The 18807-nt window shown below is 44.5% G+C and carries 19 protein-coding genes and 1 tRNA gene; 8 read left to right on the plus strand and 12 right to left on the minus strand.

Features of this window, described 5'->3' with window-relative positions; genetic code table 11:
- Window positions 1-3: 3 nt before the first annotated feature.
- Window positions 4-363, plus strand: a complete 360-nt coding sequence (locus tag K7G75_RS09185) for a DUF4870 domain-containing protein (protein WP_222983956.1) — start codon at window positions 4-6, stop codon at window positions 361-363.
- 70 nt (window positions 364-433) lie between these two features.
- On the opposite strand, the gene K7G75_RS09190 is transcribed toward K7G75_RS09185, so the two are convergent.
- The 6 genes from K7G75_RS09190 to K7G75_RS09215 all read right to left on the minus strand — a co-directional run bounded on the left by K7G75_RS09190 (window position 434) and on the right by K7G75_RS09215 (window position 6543).
- Window positions 434-1558: a hypothetical protein gene (locus K7G75_RS09190; RefSeq protein WP_222983957.1), complete on the minus strand. Its 1125-nt coding sequence runs from the start codon at window positions 1556-1558 to the stop codon at window positions 434-436.
- Between the two features lie 150 nt (window positions 1559-1708).
- Window positions 1709-2827 carry a DNA polymerase III subunit beta gene (dnaN, locus tag K7G75_RS09195; protein ID WP_222983958.1) on the minus strand — a complete coding sequence of 373 codons (1119 nt, stop codon included), beginning with the start codon at window positions 2825-2827 and terminating at the stop codon, window positions 1709-1711.
- Between the two features lie 120 nt (window positions 2828-2947).
- A complete protein-coding gene (gene gldG / locus K7G75_RS09200) occupies window positions 2948-4615 on the minus strand; it encodes a gliding motility-associated ABC transporter substrate-binding protein GldG (RefSeq protein WP_222983959.1) in 1668 nt (555 codons plus the stop codon).
- Complete coding sequence (gene gldF / locus K7G75_RS09205) at window positions 4612-5343, minus strand: gliding motility-associated ABC transporter permease subunit GldF (RefSeq protein ID WP_222983960.1); 732 nt, start codon at window positions 5341-5343, stop codon at window positions 4612-4614. Before gldF ends, gldG begins: the two co-directional genes overlap by 4 nt.
- A 66-nt stretch (window positions 5344-5409) precedes the next feature.
- Window positions 5410-5712 carry a putative quinol monooxygenase gene (locus K7G75_RS09210; protein WP_222983961.1) on the minus strand — a complete coding sequence of 101 codons (303 nt, stop codon included), beginning with the start codon at window positions 5710-5712 and terminating at the stop codon, window positions 5410-5412.
- Window positions 5713-6543 carry an SAM hydrolase/SAM-dependent halogenase family protein gene (locus K7G75_RS09215; RefSeq protein WP_222983962.1) on the minus strand — a complete coding sequence of 277 codons (831 nt, stop codon included), beginning with the start codon at window positions 6541-6543 and terminating at the stop codon, window positions 5713-5715.
- Between the two features lie 124 nt (window positions 6544-6667).
- Between K7G75_RS09215 and K7G75_RS09220 the strand changes: the two genes are divergently transcribed.
- From K7G75_RS09220 to acs, 5 genes are all read left to right on the plus strand, one after another.
- Complete coding sequence (locus K7G75_RS09220) at window positions 6668-7627, plus strand: PhoH family protein (RefSeq protein WP_222983963.1); 960 nt, start codon at window positions 6668-6670, stop codon at window positions 7625-7627.
- Window position 7628: 1 nt separating this feature from the next.
- Window positions 7629-8588 (plus strand): phosphoribosylaminoimidazolesuccinocarboxamide synthase, encoded by a 960-nt coding sequence (locus K7G75_RS09225; RefSeq protein WP_222983964.1) that lies wholly within the window; start codon window positions 7629-7631, stop codon window positions 8586-8588.
- A 71-nt stretch (window positions 8589-8659) separates the two neighbouring features.
- Window positions 8660-8914, plus strand: a complete 255-nt coding sequence (locus K7G75_RS09230) for a DUF4212 domain-containing protein (RefSeq protein WP_222983965.1) — start codon at window positions 8660-8662, stop codon at window positions 8912-8914.
- Window positions 8915-8917: 3 nt separating this feature from the next.
- A complete protein-coding gene (locus K7G75_RS09235) occupies window positions 8918-10693 on the plus strand; it encodes a sodium:solute symporter family protein (protein ID WP_222983966.1) in 1776 nt (591 codons plus the stop codon).
- Window positions 10694-10752: 59 nt separating this feature from the next.
- Entirely contained in the window at window positions 10753-12660 is a 1908-nt protein-coding gene (gene acs / locus K7G75_RS09240) for an acetate--CoA ligase (protein ID WP_222983967.1), read from the plus strand.
- A 59-nt stretch (window positions 12661-12719) separates the two neighbouring features.
- Here acs and K7G75_RS09245 read toward each other — a convergent pair.
- Window positions 12720-12793: transfer RNA gene (locus K7G75_RS09245), tRNA-Met, on the minus strand.
- Window positions 12794-12931: 138 nt separating this feature from the next.
- Between K7G75_RS09245 and K7G75_RS09250 the strand changes: the two genes are divergently transcribed.
- Together K7G75_RS09250 and K7G75_RS09255 are read left to right on the plus strand one after the other, a co-directional pair.
- Entirely contained in the window at window positions 12932-13315 is a 384-nt protein-coding gene (locus tag K7G75_RS09250; RefSeq protein WP_222983968.1) for an START-like domain-containing protein, read from the plus strand.
- A 52-nt stretch (window positions 13316-13367) separates the two neighbouring features.
- Window positions 13368-14213, plus strand: coding sequence for an aminotransferase class IV (locus K7G75_RS09255; protein ID WP_222983969.1), 846 nt, complete (start codon window positions 13368-13370; stop codon window positions 14211-14213).
- A 6-nt stretch (window positions 14214-14219) separates the two neighbouring features.
- Here the strand turns inward: K7G75_RS09255 and K7G75_RS09260 are convergent, their stop codons facing one another.
- From K7G75_RS09260 to K7G75_RS09280, 5 genes are all read right to left on the minus strand, one after another.
- A complete protein-coding gene (locus tag K7G75_RS09260; RefSeq protein ID WP_222983970.1) occupies window positions 14220-14780 on the minus strand; it encodes a YqgE/AlgH family protein in 561 nt (186 codons plus the stop codon).
- 123 nt (window positions 14781-14903) lie between these two features.
- Window positions 14904-15176: an HU family DNA-binding protein gene (locus K7G75_RS09265; protein ID WP_222983971.1), complete on the minus strand. Its 273-nt coding sequence runs from the start codon at window positions 15174-15176 to the stop codon at window positions 14904-14906.
- A gap of 177 nt (window positions 15177-15353) precedes the next feature.
- Entirely contained in the window at window positions 15354-16319 is a 966-nt protein-coding gene (gene fmt / locus K7G75_RS09270) for a methionyl-tRNA formyltransferase (RefSeq protein WP_222983972.1), read from the minus strand.
- The gene (locus tag K7G75_RS09275; RefSeq protein ID WP_222983973.1) at window positions 16297-18192 is read right to left on the minus strand and encodes a RecQ family ATP-dependent DNA helicase; all 1896 of its coding nucleotides are present in this window, start codon (window positions 18190-18192) and stop codon (window positions 16297-16299) included. The genes fmt and K7G75_RS09275 overlap by 23 nt, the downstream gene beginning before the upstream one ends.
- Entirely contained in the window at window positions 18192-18755 is a 564-nt protein-coding gene (locus tag K7G75_RS09280; protein ID WP_222983974.1) for an AAA family ATPase, read from the minus strand. The genes K7G75_RS09275 and K7G75_RS09280 overlap by 1 nt, the downstream gene beginning before the upstream one ends.
- Between the last annotated feature and the right edge of the window lie 52 nt (window positions 18756-18807).

Raw genomic sequence — 18807 nt, forward strand, 5'->3', positions numbered from 1 at the left:
AAAATGGAAGTCATCAATCAAAAAGTGGTCAGAAAGGACAATACCCTGTTGTCAATAACCCACCTGACCCAACTCTTACATTATGTTACAGGGTTTGGAGGTTTTATAGTGCCGTTGGTTATTTGGCTCACCTCAAGAAAAACTGTGGAGAACATGGACGAACACGGGAAGAGCATTATCAACTTACAATTGAGCCTACTGCTTTATATTATAATCAGTATTCCCGCGATTTTATTGCTTGGTTTGGGAATTTTAGGACTGATAGGAGTGGGAATCTTGGGCTTTGTTTTGCCGATTGTAAATGCCGTAAGGGCATCAAACGGGGAATCCCCCTCCAATTTTCTAACAATTCCTTTTTTGTAAAGTTTGTTGTAATGGTAAATAAAAAGGGCGACCAAGTGGTCGCCCTTTTCAACTTTACTTAATTCGATGCTTAGTCGTTGTCATCATCATCATCATCGTCTCCCTCACCACAAACCACAGCATGGGCAATCACATAGATTTCACCCTCCAAGTCTTCACCAATAGTGTATTGACCTGGTGCAACAGTTAATTTTCCATTCTTGTCTGTTGGGAACATACCGTTGCCAGCATAGGTATGCGTTTCTGCCACAACGTAGTCATCATCAATATTGTAGACCACCGAGACCTCGCCATCTTCATAGCTAACGGCCACTGTACCGACCAAAGCTCCTTTGGATATATCGCATTGGCCAGCTCCAGCATAAATATTATAGGTTTCCTCGGTTCCATCGGTCAGCGGACCTATGGTCCAACCCCATCTACTGAATCCATTGCCAATAAAGCAGGTATTTCCGTCATTGCCCCGTGCAAACGCAGTTTCACAACCTCCTTTAGGTTCTTCTTCGCATTCTAAAGGTATGGGAATAAAGACTGGCTGCCTATTATTGTTGGGAATCAACACGACTGCCAACAAGTTTCCTTCACCGGGTTCGTACCCTTCACCATTGGCTACGGCCGCATCAACAATCTCTTGTGCATTTGCTTCGCTCCAATCTACACCTGGTGCACCCAGGAACGTACAAGCAACACAGTTTTGATTGTCAATCAGTTCCCATATGGCCCATTGAATTTCACCCATGGTATATCCTTGGGAGGCAAAGTCCTGATTGAGAATCCAGTTGACCAAGTCAAAATTTCCTGGATTTTCAAAAGCCCCGGCAGGAAGCTCAGCATAGCTTGAATAAACATCGGCATCGAAACATTCGTTACCGGTTAAGGATAGGTCAACATCAATACACCAGGCGCCATAGTTACCAGCAAGCTCGGTGTCGTTAATGGTCAAATCAAAATAGGTGCCACTGGCATCTAGTCCTTTGGCCGTGGTACAGGCGTTGACCATGGCTGGCAAATTGGGTAGAAGGGTGATATTGCACTCATCCTCTTTTTCATCATCATCATCATCATTTTTTTGTTTCTTTTTTAGCTTGCCCTTTCCATCAACACTTTCCAATGTGTCCGAACCTACTGGCTCTGTATCACAGGAGTAAAAAGCGATCATAAAAAAAGCAGCTACTGCTAGTGTAAGTTTTTTCATATTCAAAAGTTTAAGGTTGTGATTTACTAACCTTTAAAACTAGAAAACACTTGATAACTAACCATTTATAACCGACTAAATCTGTAATTTATCGATGAATGGATCAACGAACAGTTCGATTCACTTTACGGTATAAGATAAGGAGATGTTCTAATTGTTCAGCATCACCGGCATGACCAACATAGTGACCTGTTCGCCTTCATCCAATCCATCAATGGGGGTGAGGATACCCGCCCGGTTCGGAAGGCTCATTTCCAACGAAACCTCATCTGAGGACAAGTTGTTCAACATCTCTACCAAAAAACGGGAGTTGAAGCCAATCTGCATATCATCTCCTTGATAGGAGCAGGATAGGCGTTCTTCGGCCTTGTTGCTGTAATCCACATCCTCCGCAGAAATATTAAGTTCTGCACCCGCCATTCGCAACCGGATTTGGTGCGTGGTCTTGTTCGAGAAGATGGAGACCCTGCGCACCGAACTCAGGAATTGGTTTCTGGAAATGGTCAACTTGTTCGGATTTTCCTTTGGAATCACCGCTTCGTAATTGGGATATTTCCCATCAATGAGGCGACATATAAGCACGGAGTTATCAAAGATGAACTTGGCGTTGCTCTCGTTGTATTCAATGGTCACTTCGGATTCCGAACCGGCCAAGATGCCCTTCAACAGATTCAGAGGTTTTTTGGGCATAATGAATTCAGCAACTTGAGAAGCGGATACGTCCTGTCTTTGATACTTTACCAATTTGTGGGCATCAGTGGCCACAAAGGTCAAATTTTCAGGAGAAAACTGAAAAAAGACCCCACTCATTACCGGGCGCAGGTCATCATTGCCCGCAGCAAATATGGTTTTGTTTATGGCAGTGGCGAGAATATCCCCCATAAGTGTGGTGGAACTCGGATTGCTAACCTCTACCGCTTTTGGAAATTCAGCACCATCAGCATAGGCCAAGGCATATTTCCCATGATTGGAACTGATTTCCACGGTATTGTTGTCCTCGACCACAAAGGTCAAAGGTTGTTCTGGAAATGTTTTGAGTGTTTCCAACAATAAACGGGCGGGAACTGCAATGATGCCCTCGGAATCGGAATCCACTTTTAAAACGGAACTCATAGTGGTCTCCAAATCCGAAGCGGAAACGGTAAGCTGGTTCTTTTTGAGATCGAAAAGAAAATTATCGAGGATGGGAAGTGTGTTGCTATTGTTGATAACTCCTCCCAAAACCTGCAATTGTTTCAATAAATATGTGCTGGATACAATAAACTTCATTAAAGAAATTCTTTAGAATGTTTGCCCATGTCCATCAATCTTATCCAACATGGGCTTATAAAATCGACAAAAACAAATATATCTTAAAACGGTTTAGCAAAGAAACAAATTTATCAACACCTATCGGGTGAATTTTCTTTTTCTATACAGGTTAAAGAAAATACCAAAACACAGTGTCAATACCACTGGAACCCCAATGTTCAGTAGTTGCCATTTAGTTTTTTCTGCTGGAATTTTCTGTGCATCAAGCATGGGGATGGATACCTTTTTGTTTCTGATGTTTATAAGTCCATCATCGTCCAAAAGATAATTGGTGCAATTGACCAAAAACTCCTTGTTGCCATAAAAACTGTTGGTCCATTTATCGTAACCCAATTCCAGCGGCCTCCCATTTCTAAGCTGATTTTTTATGACGTCGCCATCGGATATAACCACCATTTTGTTGGAACCACCCACCTCCACATTTTTTTCAAGTTCCAAAGGTTTAATACGATTCTCGTACATGGAAACGAAGTTTCCTTCCACCAGTACCGCCAAGGGTTGGTTCCCTTTGTTATAACTTTCCCGGTCTGGAGGTGTGTTCAAAATATCGAGGCCAATCTGAGTTGGTACGCCCTCTGTTTTGGAAAGGGGGGAGCTCATCAAGAGCACTGTTTTCCCATAATCATTTTCCAAAATCTCCATGGGGGTGGCAAACTGGAACCTTACGGCTTCAATATTGGTGTTGATGGGGTGGCTGTTCCTGGAGAAAACCATGGGATGATAATACCAGGGCACGGGGTTGTACTGGGAGTCGTTACCCTCTCCCGTGGCCAGAACAATTTGGGTAAAATACAGGTCGTTGACCAGCACAGGATTGATGCGGAGACCATAATTGAAGAAGAAATCTTTCAGGTTCAACTCTCGGGGAAGAGCCATGGCACTGCCACCTCCTTTATAAATGCTGTCCATTTCAATGGCCACTTGATCTACCAACCAGATGGTTTTTCCTCCATTGACCATGAATTGATCCATGACATATTTTTCTTCATCAGAAAAAGGCTCAGTGGGTTTGGCGATCAAGGCCAAATCGAATCCCTTTAATTGGTCCAGCACTTTTTGTGGGTTGGTGGCAACAGAATCCAAGGTGATGGCACCAATATTGTAGTAATCCCGTATCGTGCTCAGGTAATCAGCAAGGTAGATATCTTCCAATTGGGCATTGCCCTTGATAACGGCCACACTTTTCTTTTCAATGGTGCTCAATTTCGTGAAGGCATCTGCGAAAGCATATTCCAGTTGCTGCACCGAGTTGTTGATGCGCTCTTCCGACGTGGAGCCCAACTTGTTTTTCAACAAGGGAACCTTTACCGTCTTATCCCTATAGTTTGCCAAAGCCCAAGGGAAGACCAACTCTTGGGAAACCCGACCATTTTCCTCAACGGTGACATTGGCCGGTTGCAATCCCAATTTTTGGAGTTCGGCAATAGTTTCCTGGACCTGGCCTTCATCTTGCAAGGGATCAACCAGGTTGTACTTTATGTTCTTGTTCTTGGAAGAAAAGGATTCCAACAATTGGATAGTCTCACTCTTGAGCCTGGAAAATTCCGGAGGAATGTTGCCATCCAAAAGAACATCAATAATCACGGGACCATCAAACTTTTGGGCAACTTCAACGGCAGGTTGGGACAAGGTGTACCTCTTGTCCTCGGTAAGGTCGAGTCGTGCATACACCAAACTTCCAAGAAGGTTCATTACCAAAACAAGGGCGATGGCTTTGAGGGCCGAAATCAACAATTTTCGGTTCATCGTGGCAATCGGTTTAAACGTTGGTGTGTAAGAAATAGAAAAAACAGGGTGATGGAAGCAAAATAGACCAAATCCCTGGTATCAATAACTCCGCGTGCAATACTGTCAAAATGCGATCTGGCACCCATGGCTTGTATCATTTGCTGTGAGTTTCCATTTGCAAAGAGGGTTGAAACCGCGTCAAATCCATAATAGAGCAAAAAACAGCATAAAATACCCACCAAAAAAGCCACTATCTGATTATCCGATAGCGTAGAGGAAAACACACCGATTGCGGTGTAGGCACTTATCAAAAACAACAATCCAAAATAGGATCCCAGCACAACACCAACATCATAATTACCCTCGTTGATTCCCAAACTGGAAATGGAAAGGACATATATAATTGTTGGTATAATGGCGATAATGCATAAAAGCAATGCGCCAAAAAACTTTCCGAGTACCAACTGCCAAACAGAAATAGGCTTGATCAGCAACAGTTCCAAAGTGCCCATTCTGCGTTCGTCTGAAAAGCTTTTCATGGTGATTGCGGGCACCAAAAAGATGAAAATCCAAGGGGCGAGTAGAAAAAAGTTGCCCAAATCAGCAAAACCATAGTCAAATATGTTGAAAGCACCTTTGAACACCCATAAAAAGAGACCATTGAGCAGCAGAAAAGATCCAACGATCAAATAGCCTATCGGGGAAGTAAAAAAGGATCGTACCTCTCTTTTGAAGATTGCAAACACTTTTATTCAGTTAACGGTTGTCAATTATTGGTTGTAGGTTGTCCGTTTTTGTTTTTCTATCATCCATCATTGTTCCTTGCCAATTGCTATTTGCTTAACGCTCCAGGCTTCGGGTTTTTCGGAAAACAACGTTTTTGTATTGCCCCAAACCCCTTTAAAAAAATCCGATGTTCTATAGTTTTCCAAATCTGATTCCTTTTCCCAAAAGCTGTATGTAAAAAAAATGCAGGGATCCTTCATATCTTGATATAGCTCCACCAGCCGACAGCCATTGAAGCCAAGTATACCCTCTTTGGACTCCCTGAATATGCGTTCAAAACTAAGGATATTTTCGGGTTTAAAGGTGAGTTTTACAATGCGAATCAGCATTTATATAAAATTTATGGTTACCGTGTCCCTGTAATTCAGACCGAGAAGGCTCGAAGCACCTCCCACGGAGCTCAGGTCACTTTTATAGATGGCCAATTCAATATATCCTGCAGAATTGAAAAGGGCAAGGGCATCGCCGGGACCTTTTCGCTGCTGCCTATCCAAGTCATAGTTCACAATGCCGTTATAGCTTTTATGGATCGTGTTCAGTTTGGTTGTTCTCGCCACCATTTCAAAATTACGTCCACTCCGATAAGCCTCAAAAAGGCTTCGTTGGATATTGGTGACCACATTGCCATAATTATCGATATAGATGACATTGCCTGAAATGGTCCTACCCTCGTTCAATATCCTTGGCTCAAAATCCTTGAGCTCCTTCAAAGCCTGAAAGGGTTTCCCGATCACCTCCAGTTTGCCGCCGCGTGAAATATGACAGGCGACCTGGGTAAAAATATCGAGTACGGGAAATGAACCGGAATCAACATTGGGGATTTGAATTTCAAACACCTTTTCTGGCTTTACCTCAGATGTGATCAAAGAGATGACACCGTTGTTGGCGCTAACAAAATGATGCCCGTCAACCAAAACAACAATATGTTCATTTTCCGGGGAAATTTCGGAATCCACGCCAACAATGTGTACCGTTCCTGCAGGAAACGACCTATAGGCGTTTTTGAGGATATAGGCACATTCTTGAATGTTGAAGGGTCCTATCGCATGTGAAATATCAACAATGTTGGCTTCGGGCAGATTGCTCAGTATTGTACCTTTTACAGCACCCACAAAGTGGTCCTTGAGCCCAAAATCGGTAGTTAAGGTTATGATTGCCATGCAATACTGTTGATATGTTTTTCTGCGCTCAAATTGATTTTTGGTTAAGTTTGTGCAGTAAAATTACATTAAAAAAGAAAGAATACAATTCTTCAAAAAATAACCATAAAACACACCCCTTTTTTTGAACGAACTTATTATAGAACTCACGGAAATCAGCCCCCAGGACTTTTTTGGGCAGCGAAATGAAAACATCGAACTACTCAAAAAATATTTCCCCAAGCTTAAGATAGTGGCGCGGGGCAGTAAGATCAAGGTCTATGGCGATGAAGAACTTTTGGAGGAGTTCGATAGACGTTTTGACATGCTTACCGGCCAGTTTGCCAAATACAACAAGTTGGATGAGAACATGATCGAGCGTGTGCTCACAAGCAATGGCAAGGAAGACTATACGGCATCCCAGAGCAGTGACGATGTATTGGTGCATGGTGTAAGCGGAAGGCTCATAAAGGCACAGACCGCCAACCAGCGTAAACTCGTGGATGCTTGTAAAAGGGACGATATGGTTTTTGCCATTGGCCCCGCAGGCACGGGTAAAACCTACACAGGGGTTGCCCTGGCGGTAAAAGCATTAAAGGAAAAACAGGTCAGGCGCATTATTTTGACCAGGCCGGCCGTTGAGGCGGGAGAGAACCTGGGATTTCTTCCCGGAGATCTAAAAGAGAAACTGGATCCTTACATGCAGCCCCTCTATGATGCCCTTCGGGACATGATACCCACTGAAAAACTGGCCAAATATATTGAAGATGGCACCATTCAGATTGCTCCGATGGCCTTTATGAGAGGACGTACATTGGACAATGCCTTCGTGATTCTGGACGAGGCCCAGAACACTACCCATGCCCAAATGAAGATGTTCTTAACACGAATGGGCAAGAATGCCAAATTTTTGTTGACCGGCGATCCAGGGCAAATTGATTTGCCAAGACGGGTCATTTCGGGTCTGAAGGAAGCATTGCTCATTCTGAAGGACGTAAACGGCATCAGCATAATATATTTGGATGACAAGGATGTAATTCGCCATGGACTCGTAAAAAAGGTCATCGATGCATACAAGAACATAGAGCATCAAAATCAATTTTAGCATGGCGGATAATACCTTAATGTCTACCGACTTCCATTTTGCCGGACAGCAATCGGTATATAGGGGAAAAGTAAGGGAAGTGTACAAGCTGGAAAATGACCTTTTGGTGATGGTGGCCACGGACCGAATCTCTGCATTTGACGTGGTGATGCCAAGAGGAATTCCATATAAGGGGCAAATTCTCAACCAGATAGCCACACACATGATGAAAGCCACTGAGGATTTGGTGCCGAACTGGTTGATGGCCACACCAGACCCCAACGTTGCCATTGGCAAGGCCTGTGAGCCTTTTAAGGTGGAAATGGTGATACGGGGATATCTTTCTGGGCATGCGGCCCGGGAATACAAAGCGGGCAAACGAATGCTTTGCGGGGTTCCCATGCCGGAAGGGATGAAGGAAAATGATAAATTTCCCAAGCCCATCATCACCCCGGCGACCAAAGCGGACAAGGGAGACCATGATGAGGACATTTCACGCGAGGACATCCTGAGAAAAGGTATTGTCTCCAATGACGATTATGAAGTCCTTGAAAAATATACAAAGGCACTCTTCCAAAGAGGTACGGAAATAGCTGCTAAACATGGACTGATTTTGGTCGACACCAAATATGAGTTTGGAAAGACCGCAGAAGGTGAAATTGTCCTCATTGATGAAATCCATACCCCAGATTCCTCTCGATATTTCTATGCAGACGGTTATCAAGAGCGGCAGGACCACGGAGAACCCCAAAAACAATTGTCCAAAGAGTTTGTGCGCCAATGGTTGATTTCCAATAACTTTCAAGGATTGGAAGGGCAAACAGTACCCAAAATGGACGATGCCTACGTGGCCTCCGTTTCTGAAAGGTACATTGAATTGTATGAAAGTATCTTGGGAGAACCGTTTCAAAAGGAGGACATTGCCAACATCCATGAACGCATAGGCCAAAATGTTTCCGACTATTTAAAAAGTCTTTCCTAAGTAAGGTATTTCGTTTTTACAACGGATTTCTTTGCAATGGATTTCCTATCTTTCTCTTCTTAAAGAAAAGAATGGATACCTCACAGCGAAAAAAATACTGGAAGGAGAACCTGCGTTACCTCACCATACTGCTTTCCATTTGGTTTTTGGTTTCCTACGGTTTCGGGATTCTTTTTGTAGACCAGCTCAACACCATTCGCCTGGCTGGATTCAAACTTGGTTTTTGGTTTGCCCAGCAAGGTTCCATATTTGTTTTTGTGATCCTCATTTTTGTATATGTCCGTTTGATGAACAAATTGGACAAAAAATACAAGGTAAACGAGTAGCGCATGGGTATTCAAACGTGGACCTTTATCATTGTCGGACTCACTTTTGCATTATATATAGGGATAGCTATTTGGTCCAGGGCCGGCTCCACCAAAGAATTTTATGTGGCTGGGGGAGGCGTTTCCCCTTTGGCCAATGGCTTGGCCACTGCTGCTGATTGGATGTCCGCCGCCTCTTTTTTGGGCATGGCGGGAATCATAGCATTTTCGGGATATGATGGCTCCGTTTACCTGATGGGATGGACTGGGGGTTACGTGCTTTTAGCTTTGCTATTGGCACCTTACCTGCGCAAATTTGGAAAGTTTACTGTCCCTGACTTTATTGGGGATCGGTACTACAGCAATGTGGCCCGTACCGTGGCCGTGGTGGCTGCGCTTTTTGTCTCCTTTACCTATGTTGCCGGACAAATGCGGGGTGTTGGAGTGGTTTTTTCCCGTTTTTTGGATGTTGAGGTCAATACCGGCGTCTACATTGGTATGGCCGTAGTGCTTTTCTATGCTTTTTTGGGAGGGATGAAAGGTATAACCTATACCCAAGTGGCCCAATATTGTGTTTTGATTTTCGCCTTTATGGTGCCAGCCATATTTATATCCATTATGGCCACGGGGAACCCTATTCCGCAAATGGGATTCGGTTCGGCAGGGGATGATGGCCTGTATCTATTGGACAAACTGGATGGATTGATGACCGAACTGGGTTTCACTCCCTATACCAATGGCACCAAATCGATGACAGACGTCTTTTTTATAACCGCTTCGTTGATGCTGGGTACGGCAGGCCTCCCTCACGTCATAATCCGTTTTTTTACTGTTCCCAAGGTTCGGGATGCTCGAAAATCGGCTGGATATGCGCTTTTGTTCATAGCGATTTTATATACCACTGCACCTGCCATTGCTGTTTTCGCAAGGACCAATTTGATGGAGACAGTCCATAACACCCCCTATGCTGAAATCCCCACATGGTTCACCAAATGGGAGGACACTGGATTGATTGCTTGGACGGACAAAAACGAAGATGGCAAAATCCAATACTTGCCAGGATCCGCCATTGTTGGAAAACAACCCGAGTTCTCGGAATCCAGGGGAGATCATGGGGAACGGATTATTTACAACTTCAGTCAGGGTATCAATGAGCTCTATGTAGATAGGGACATCACCGTTTTGGCCAATCCCGAGATTGCAGGATTGCCCGATTGGGTAATTGCCTTGGTCGCCGCAGGTGGTTTGGCGGCTGCATTGTCCACAGCAGCAGGATTACTTTTGGTAATCTCCACATCCATCTCCCACGATTTGATCAAAAAACAATTGGCCCCAGGCATTTCCGATAAAAAGGAACTATGGATAGCTCGATTTTCAGCTTTGGCCGCTGTGGTTGTAGCGGGTTACTTTGGTATAAATCCACCGGGATTTGTGGCCTCCGTGGTAGCCTTGGCCTTTGGTCTGGCGGCTTCCTCGTTCTTTCCGGCCATTGTGATGGGCATTTTCAGCAAGCGGATGAACCGAGAAGGAGCCATTGTAGGCATGGTGGTAGGATTGGGCATTACCTGCTACTACATTGCCCGGTTTAAACTCGGTTGGATAGGACAGCCAGAAACCAGTACGGAAGCATATTGGTGGTGGGGCATTTCCCCCGAAGGTTTTGGCACCGTGGGCATGCTTGCCAATTTTGCCATGGCCATTTTGGTTTCCCGATTCACCTCGCCACCATCCGAAGAAGTCCAAGAAATGGTTGAGAACATTCGCATACCGAGTGGGGCAGGGGAGGCGATTCAACATTGAAGCGGATGGACAACACTCGCCTGTTTTTTATAATTTTAGATTGATTTTAAAAAAATCCAATGAGCAACTACCATATCAAACATTTGGAGGAATATTTTCAGGTCTATCGTAAATCGGTCCAGAATCCGGAAGCGTTTTGGGAAGAGGTGGCGGAAGAGCATTTTTTTTGGCGAAAACGATGGGACAGGGTACTCGAATGGGACTTCACAAAGCCAGAGATCAAATGGTTTGAGGGAGCACAGCTCAACATTACCGAAAATTGCATAGATCGCCACCTTAGGAGCCGTGGCAACAAAACGGCCATCCTATTTGAACCAAACGACCCCGGAGAGGCAGCGGAACACATCACCTATAGACAACTGCACGAAAGGGTGAGCAAATTTGCCAATGTGCTGAAGGAAAAAGGGATCAAAAAAGGAGATCGGGTAATCATCTATCTGCCCATGATTCCGGAACTGGCCATCTCGGTATTGGCCTGTGCCCGCATCGGGGCCATTCACTCGGTGGTTTTTGCAGGGTTTTCATCCACCGCACTTGCAACCAGAATCAATGACTGTGGCGCTAAGATGGTCATCACCTCAGATGGTTCCTACCGGGGAAACAAAACCATCGACCTAAAGGGCATAGTGGATGAGGCTCTAAAACAATGCCCACATGTGGAAACGGTACTGGTAGCCAAGCGGACCAAGGAAAAAATCAGCATGAAGAATGGCCGAGATCATTGGCTGCAACCATTATTGGACAAAGCCTATGCAGACTGTGTGGCGGAGATCATGGAGGCGGAGGATCCTCTCTTCATTTTGTATACCTCTGGGTCCACGGGACGCCCCAAGGGCATGATGCACACCACGGCTGGGTACATGGTGTATACCGCCTATACTTTTAAGAATGTGTTCCAATACCGGGAAGATGATGTCTATTGGTGCACAGCCGATATCGGATGGATAACAGGGCATTCCTATATTGTTTATGGACCATTGGCCAATGGAGCCACCACGGTTATGTTCGAAGGGGCTCCTTCCTATCCCGATTTTGGACGGTTCTGGGAAATTGTCCAAAAGCATAAAATCAACCAGTTTTATACGGCGCCAACGGCCATACGTGCGTTGGCCAAGGAAAGTTTGGACTTTGTTACCAAATATGACCTTTCCAGTCTGAAGGTTTTGGGGACCGTTGGAGAGCCCATCAACGAAGAGGCTTGGCACTGGTACAACGATCATGTTGGGGATAAAAAATGTCCCATTGTGGATACCTGGTGGCAAACCGAAACTGGAGGAATTTTGATTTCCCCCATCCCATATTCAACGCCTACCAAGCCAACGTATGCTACCTTGCCCGTACCTGGGGTGCAACCCGCCCTTATGGACGAAAATGGAAAGGAAATCAAAGGAAACCAGGCCGATGGCCGCTTATGCATCAAGTTTCCATGGCCATCAATTGCTCGAACCATCTGGGGAGACCATCAACGTTATAAGGACACCTATTTTTCAGCTTTTGAGGGCATGTATTTTACGGGAGATGGTGCGCTGAGGGATGAGGTGGGCTATTATCGCATTACCGGCCGGGTGGACGATGTGATTATTGTATCCGGGCACAATCTGGGAACGGCACCCATTGAGGACGCCATAAACGAACACCCGGCGGTTGCAGAATCGGCCATAGTAGGCTTCCCGCACGATGTTAAGGGCAATGCGCTGTATGGTTATGTCATATTAAAGGAAACGGGGGAGTCCCGCGACCGGGATAACCTCAAAAAGGAAATAAACCAAATGATCACCGAACATATTGGCCCCATTGCAAAATTGGACAAGATTCAATTTGTACCGGGGTTGCCCAAAACACGAAGCGGCAAGATCATGCGGAGGATTTTAAGAAAAATAGCATCGAAAGATACCAGTAACCTAGGGGATACCTCAACGCTTTTGAATCCAGAAGTGGTGGAACAAATCATGAAGGAGAGTCTGTAAATTGGGATCATCGTAGATTGACCTTAAAAAAAGACCATCAAATTGATGGTCTTTTTTTGTAGCGAGAGGGAGACTTGAACTCCCGACCTCAGGGTTATGAATCCTGCGCTCTAACCACCTGAGCTACCTCGCCGTGGTTTGTTTTTGCGGGTGCAAATATAAAGTTTAATTTTTCCCGAATCAAAAATCGGTATTAATTTATTATTTGATCTTTATTTTTTTATCTTACCCAACTATATCAATCTTTAAAAAAGACTAACGGAACGCGATAATGAGTGATAAGATAAAATTTGAGATAGAATTTGTGATACAGTCATCGCCACAGTTGCTTTACCAATATATTTCAACCCCGTCAGGCCTTTCCGAGTGGTATGCCGACAATGTGAATTCCCGTGGTGAGATATTCACCTTTATTTGGGACGATTCTGAAGAGCGGGCCAAGATGCTCAAGCGAAAAAGCGACGAGTTTGTGAAATTTGCCTGGGAGGAAAACGATGACGATTCCTTTTTTGAGATGCGCATCATTGTTGACGAAATCACCAAGGATGTCTCGCTGTTCATAATCGATTTTGCCGAAGAGGATGAAGTTGATGAGGCCAAGATGCTCTGGTCAAACCAAATATCCGATCTAAAGCAAGTGCTCGGTTCCAAATAAAGCATTCTCAACTAAAACGTATCTTTGGTCCCGAATAAAATCGGGATTTTTTATGGTCAATTTTGATGGAAACCTGGTAGAAGACGATACACGGATTTTGGGCCACCACAACCGCGGTTTAAAGTATGGCGATGGGCTTTTCGAAACCATGCGTTGCATACATGGAAAAATCTTTTTTTGGGAAGACCACTATTTTAGGCTAATGGCCTCCATGCGGATCCTGAGAATGGAAATACCCATGACATTTACCCTGGAATTCCTTGAGGAACAAATCCTGCAAACGGTTAAGGCAAATGGCTTGGGGGACAGTGCCGCCCGTGTGCGGTTGACGGTTTTTAGAAAATCAGGTGGACTGTACAGGCCCGAAACCAATGATATCGCTTACATTTTGGAATGCCATGAGTTGGATGCCCCCTTTTATCTTATTCCAGAAACCCATTGCCAAGTGGAGCTGTTCAAAGATTTTTATGTGAATAGGGACATGCTTTCCAACCTAAAGACCACCAACAAATTGTTGAACGTAGTGGCCAGCGTATATGCGCAAGAGAATGGATACGACAACTGTCTTTTGATCAACACAGAAAAACAGGTGGTCGAGGCCATCAATGGCAACTTGTTTCTGGTCAAGGACAGCACCATTAAGACACCGCCCTTGATGGATGGATGTTTAGATGGCATTATCCGAAAAAAACTAAAGGAAATCATTACCAAAATGGAGGAAATTGACTTTCAGGAAAGTTCCATATCGCCATTTGAACTGCAACAGGCCGATGAACTTTTCATTACCAACAGTATTGTAGGGATACTACCGATCACCCGATATAGAAAAAAACAGTATGGCGGCAACATGGGAAAAAACCTGTTGGGCAAATTAAATGCGCTTGCCAGATTGGGTTAAAACGCGCTAGTTAAGTGCGGGGTTTTCTGGAGCGTTGGACCACAGAAGATAATCGCCCCCAAGCTCAATCATTTTTTCCTTCCAGAAAGCATTGGAAGCTTTTTTCAGGATATTGCTCTCGTACTCATTCTGGACCACTACCCAGGATTTGGACATTAGTTCTTGATCCAACTGTTCGGACCCCCAACCCGAGTAGCCCAAAAAGAATCGGATATCCTGTTCGGATATGGTTTTGTTGTTGATGAGCTCCACGGTTTTTTCAAAATTGCCTCCCCAGAAAATACCGTCTGAGATTTCGATACTGTCATCAATAAGGTGCGGTACCTTATGGATAAAATAGAGGTTGTCCTGCTCCACCGGCCCACCGTTGAATACCTTAAAGGGAATCGTGATTTCCGAGATAAGATCACAAATGGTATAGTCCAGCGGTTTGTTCAGGATAAAACCCACGGAGCCCTCCTGATTGTGCTCGGCCAATAAAACCACAGATCGGTTAAAAGAAACATCTCCCGACAATGTGGGTTCGGCGACAAGTAATTTACCTTTTTTGGGCTCGTGGCTCACCATCTTTGAAAGAATCTTGTTTCTAAATGTAATATAATCTGGGATAATTACAAAAAACTAAAAAATGGATAAAAAAAAGAGCACCCCTTGCGAGATGCTCTCTTCATATATTTTAACCAAATTGAACTAGTTTACCGCATTGCTCAATTCTGCTCCAGCTTTGAACTTTACAACATTCTTAGCTGCAATCTTGATGGTTTGACCGGTCTGTGGATTTCTACCCTCTCTGGCGTTTCTTTTGGATACGGACCAAGAACCGAAACCAACTAAAGAAACCCTGTTTCCTTTTTTAAGAGATCCCTCTACATTTCCCAAGAAAGATTCCAATGCCTTTTTGGCGGCTGCCTTAGTGATGCCAGCATCAGCTGCCATAGCATCGATTAATTCTGTTTTGTTCATAATGGAATTAAATTAATTGTTGTTAAAATAATTTTAATGCTCAACAAATTTATACGGATTTGGGTTTAGCGCAAGTAAAACCAAGGGAAATAGGACTTTTTGTTGATAACTTAAAACGTTTGTTGATAAAGTGAAGCCAAAAAGTGGAAATCAAGCCAGCCCAATCATAGCAAGGGCTTAGCGAAGATGGGCATTTTTGTCCACGTCCAGCCCATTCAAAACCTCGCTTACCTCCATTTTTCGTTTTCCCGGCATTTGAATTTCCAGCAAGTGCAAATAGCCGCCCTGTACGGCCACTTTCAATTCTTTTTTGCCGGCAATTAATTTGCCTGTGGGGAGGTCATGTACCATGGCTTCCATTTGGGTTTTGTAGATTTTGATAGGCTCTTGTTGGTCCCCATTCACGAATTGGGTCCACGCCGTGGGATAGGGACTCAACCCCCGGATATGGTTGTGGATTTTGTTCATGGGCAGTGTCCAGTCTATCCTGCAGGTTTCTTTATGGATTTTTGGCGCACCCTTTAATTCCGTGGCTTGCTTCTGGGGTCTGCTTTGCGCGGCTCCGTTTTGGATTTGGGCACAGGTTTCCACTACAAGCTCACCACCCAGTTCCATTAACCTGTCATGTAGTGTACCAGCATTGTCCTTCGGACCAATACCGCATTTCTTTTGCAGGATGATGCTCCCAGTATCAATTTCTTCATCAATAAAAAAAGTGGTGACCCCGGTTTCAGTTTCTCCGTTGATAATGGCCCAATTTATGGGTGCGGCCCCTCGATATTGGGGCAGGAGTGAGGCATGAAGATTGAAGGTGCCGTGGGTGGGCATAGCCCAAACCACCTTGGGCAACATCCTAAAGGCAACCACTACCTGCAAGTTGGCCCTTAAATCCCTTAGTGCTTTTAAAAACCCTTCATCCTTCAAATTGGTGGGCTGCAAAACGGGCAGTTTGTGTTTCAGGGCAAATTCCTTTACCGCCGAGGCTTTCAGCTTTCTCCCCCTACCAGCAGGTTTATCGGGGGCGGTAATCACCCCAACTACATTGAACCCTGCCTCTAGGAGTTGCCTTAAGCTTGCCACTGCGAAATCGGGCGTGCCCATAAATACAATGCGAAGTGGATTATGTTCTGAGGGTGTATTCATTTTTATGGTTTAGGAAAATAAAATCGTCTTCCAGTAGTTTTTGCAATGTTTTCAGAAGGGCAGTTTCATTTGCTCCGGACATTTTTTCCAATGTTCGGGACGAATGTGGCCCCAATTTTAGCAACTCAATCAATTTCTCTTCTAGATTTTGGTCCGAGTTCTGTTGATTCTGTCTGGTGCAAATATCGCAAGTACCGCAATTTTCCGCACCTTTTTCGCCAAAATAGTGGAGCAGATAAACACTTCTACAGGTATTGGATAAGTTCAGATATCTTAGCATGGCCCCCATATTGTCGTGTTTCACCTGCACTTGCGCATCGATCTTTTTAGCCAGGGGATTTATTGTGCGCTCATCTTCCCGGGGGACCAAAAAATGTATTTCCAGATCGCTTGTTTCATGGGAGAACTCGGCAATTCCGTCCTGGTGCAACTGATCCAATATCTTTTTAAGGCGCTTTTCAGTTTCCCCCGTCTTCTGGGATAGCAGGTGCAGGTTTATTTTGGTCTCATGTTCCGTAATACCACCATACGTCCTTAAAATGGTCTGGATTATGGATGCCGATTTCTTATTGTTTTCCAAATAATGGAAAATACCGGCCCGTGAGGCAACAAATTTGAGGGTAATCTTTTCATTGAAAAGCTCGGAAAGGGAAATAATGGAATTTTGGTCCAGTATGCGGAGCGCGTTCAGCGCCATGTTGGGGACAAAGTGGTAGCGCTTGCAAAACGCATTGAACTTACTGGCGAGGGCTTCCGTGGGACATTCACCATAGGAAATCTGGAAGTAGTTGCAAAGTTTCAGGTAGAGTTGCTTTATGAACGAAACTGTTGGCAATGCTGATAAAAATTGCTGTTTTGCACGTTCTTGGTCGTCCAAATTGGTCAAGATTATAGCGGTGGATGGCTTTTGGTCCCTACCCGCACGACCGGCTTCCTGAAAATAACTTTCCAGACTATCGGGAATTTGATAGTGTGCCACCAAACGGACATTTGGTTTGTCCACACCCATACCGAAGGCATTGGTGGCTACCATTACCCGAGTCTCATCCCTTAGCCAGTGGTCCAGTTTTTCGTTTTTGTCCGTTTTTGACAGTCCACCATGAAAAAAACCGGAACTGATATTATTTTGGTTTAGATAGTCGGAAAGTGTGACGCTCATTTTTCTCGAGCGCACATATATGATGGAACTTCCTGGAATGGTATTCAAATATTTTTTAAGCTGATAGTGTTTGTCCTGGGTCTGTTTTACCTTAAATACAATGTTTGACCTGGAAAAGGAGTCCTTGAAAATTTGAACGTTCGCCAACTCCAGATTTTCAACAATGTCATCCATCACCTTTGGTGTTGCCGTTGCGGTAAGCGCGATCATTGGAGCTGAAGGAACCAATTCACGCACTTTGGCACATTCCAGATAGGCAGGCCTAAAATCGTTGCCCCATTGTGAGATACAATGTGCCTCATCCACTGCGATCAGGTTCACGTTCATCTGTTGCAGTCTTTCCTGAACCACGGACTGTTGCAACCGTTCCGGAGATAGATATAAAAATTTGTAATTGCCGTACACGCAGTTGTCCAACAGATCATTGAGCTCTCCATAGGGAATGCCCCCTGTCAATGCAATCGCCTTTACGCCCATTTTGGCTAGTTGGCTCACCTGATCTTGAATGAGGGCCACCAAAGGGGAAATTACCACACAGATGCCTTCCATGGCCATTGCAGGGACTTGGTAACAGACTGATTTTCCCCCACCTGTGGGCAATAGGGCCAGAACGTCCTTCCCTGAAATAACAGCATCTATGATCGCTTTTTGGGAGCCCCTGAAATCATCGTGGCCCCAAAACTGCTTCAAAATGGCCTTGGGTTCCTTTTGCACTACAAATGATTAAGGGTTTCCAAAATAAAAGAAATGCGTTGGGAGATTGAAGCTTTGGGTACCTCCACAGGATCGTAGCCGAACTGTATATAGGTGTTCAACAAAGCATGGTGAATATTTTCAGCTTCCTCAAAGGATTCAAGGCGTTCATTATCGGAAATATAGATTTCCTTCCACGGAGGAACAATAAAAACCTGGTCGTATCTATGGGCTTTACAGGTTTTCACAAAATCATTTCCATAGGATTGTCCAAAAAAGTCCATATACGCAAGCACATCAGGCATCCCCCGATCAAAGAAACTGATCGCCACATCCGTTTTCTGTGCCTGTTTGTAGTGCTGGGCCCTACCTTGAAGCAAATCCTTGTTAAATTGGTGGGCATCTTCCACAAACATCAGGGGGTTTGATACAAAATCCACACCATTCCCCTCCATTTTCGCTTTGGAAGTCATATCGCGAATAATCTCGTGATAGCAATGGAACCCTTTTTCCTCCAATCCTTTGACTAGGGATGTCTTTCCTGTTCCGGGGGCACCGGTTATCACTACTTTTTGCTTTCCCAATGACACTGTTTAAGTGTACAAAGTAATGAAATAGGGGTAAGGAAAAAAAATC

The organism is Flagellimonas meishanensis (genome assembly GCF_019880545.1).
In the GTDB taxonomy this organism is placed as follows: domain Bacteria; phylum Bacteroidota; class Bacteroidia; order Flavobacteriales; family Flavobacteriaceae; genus Flagellimonas; species Flagellimonas meishanensis.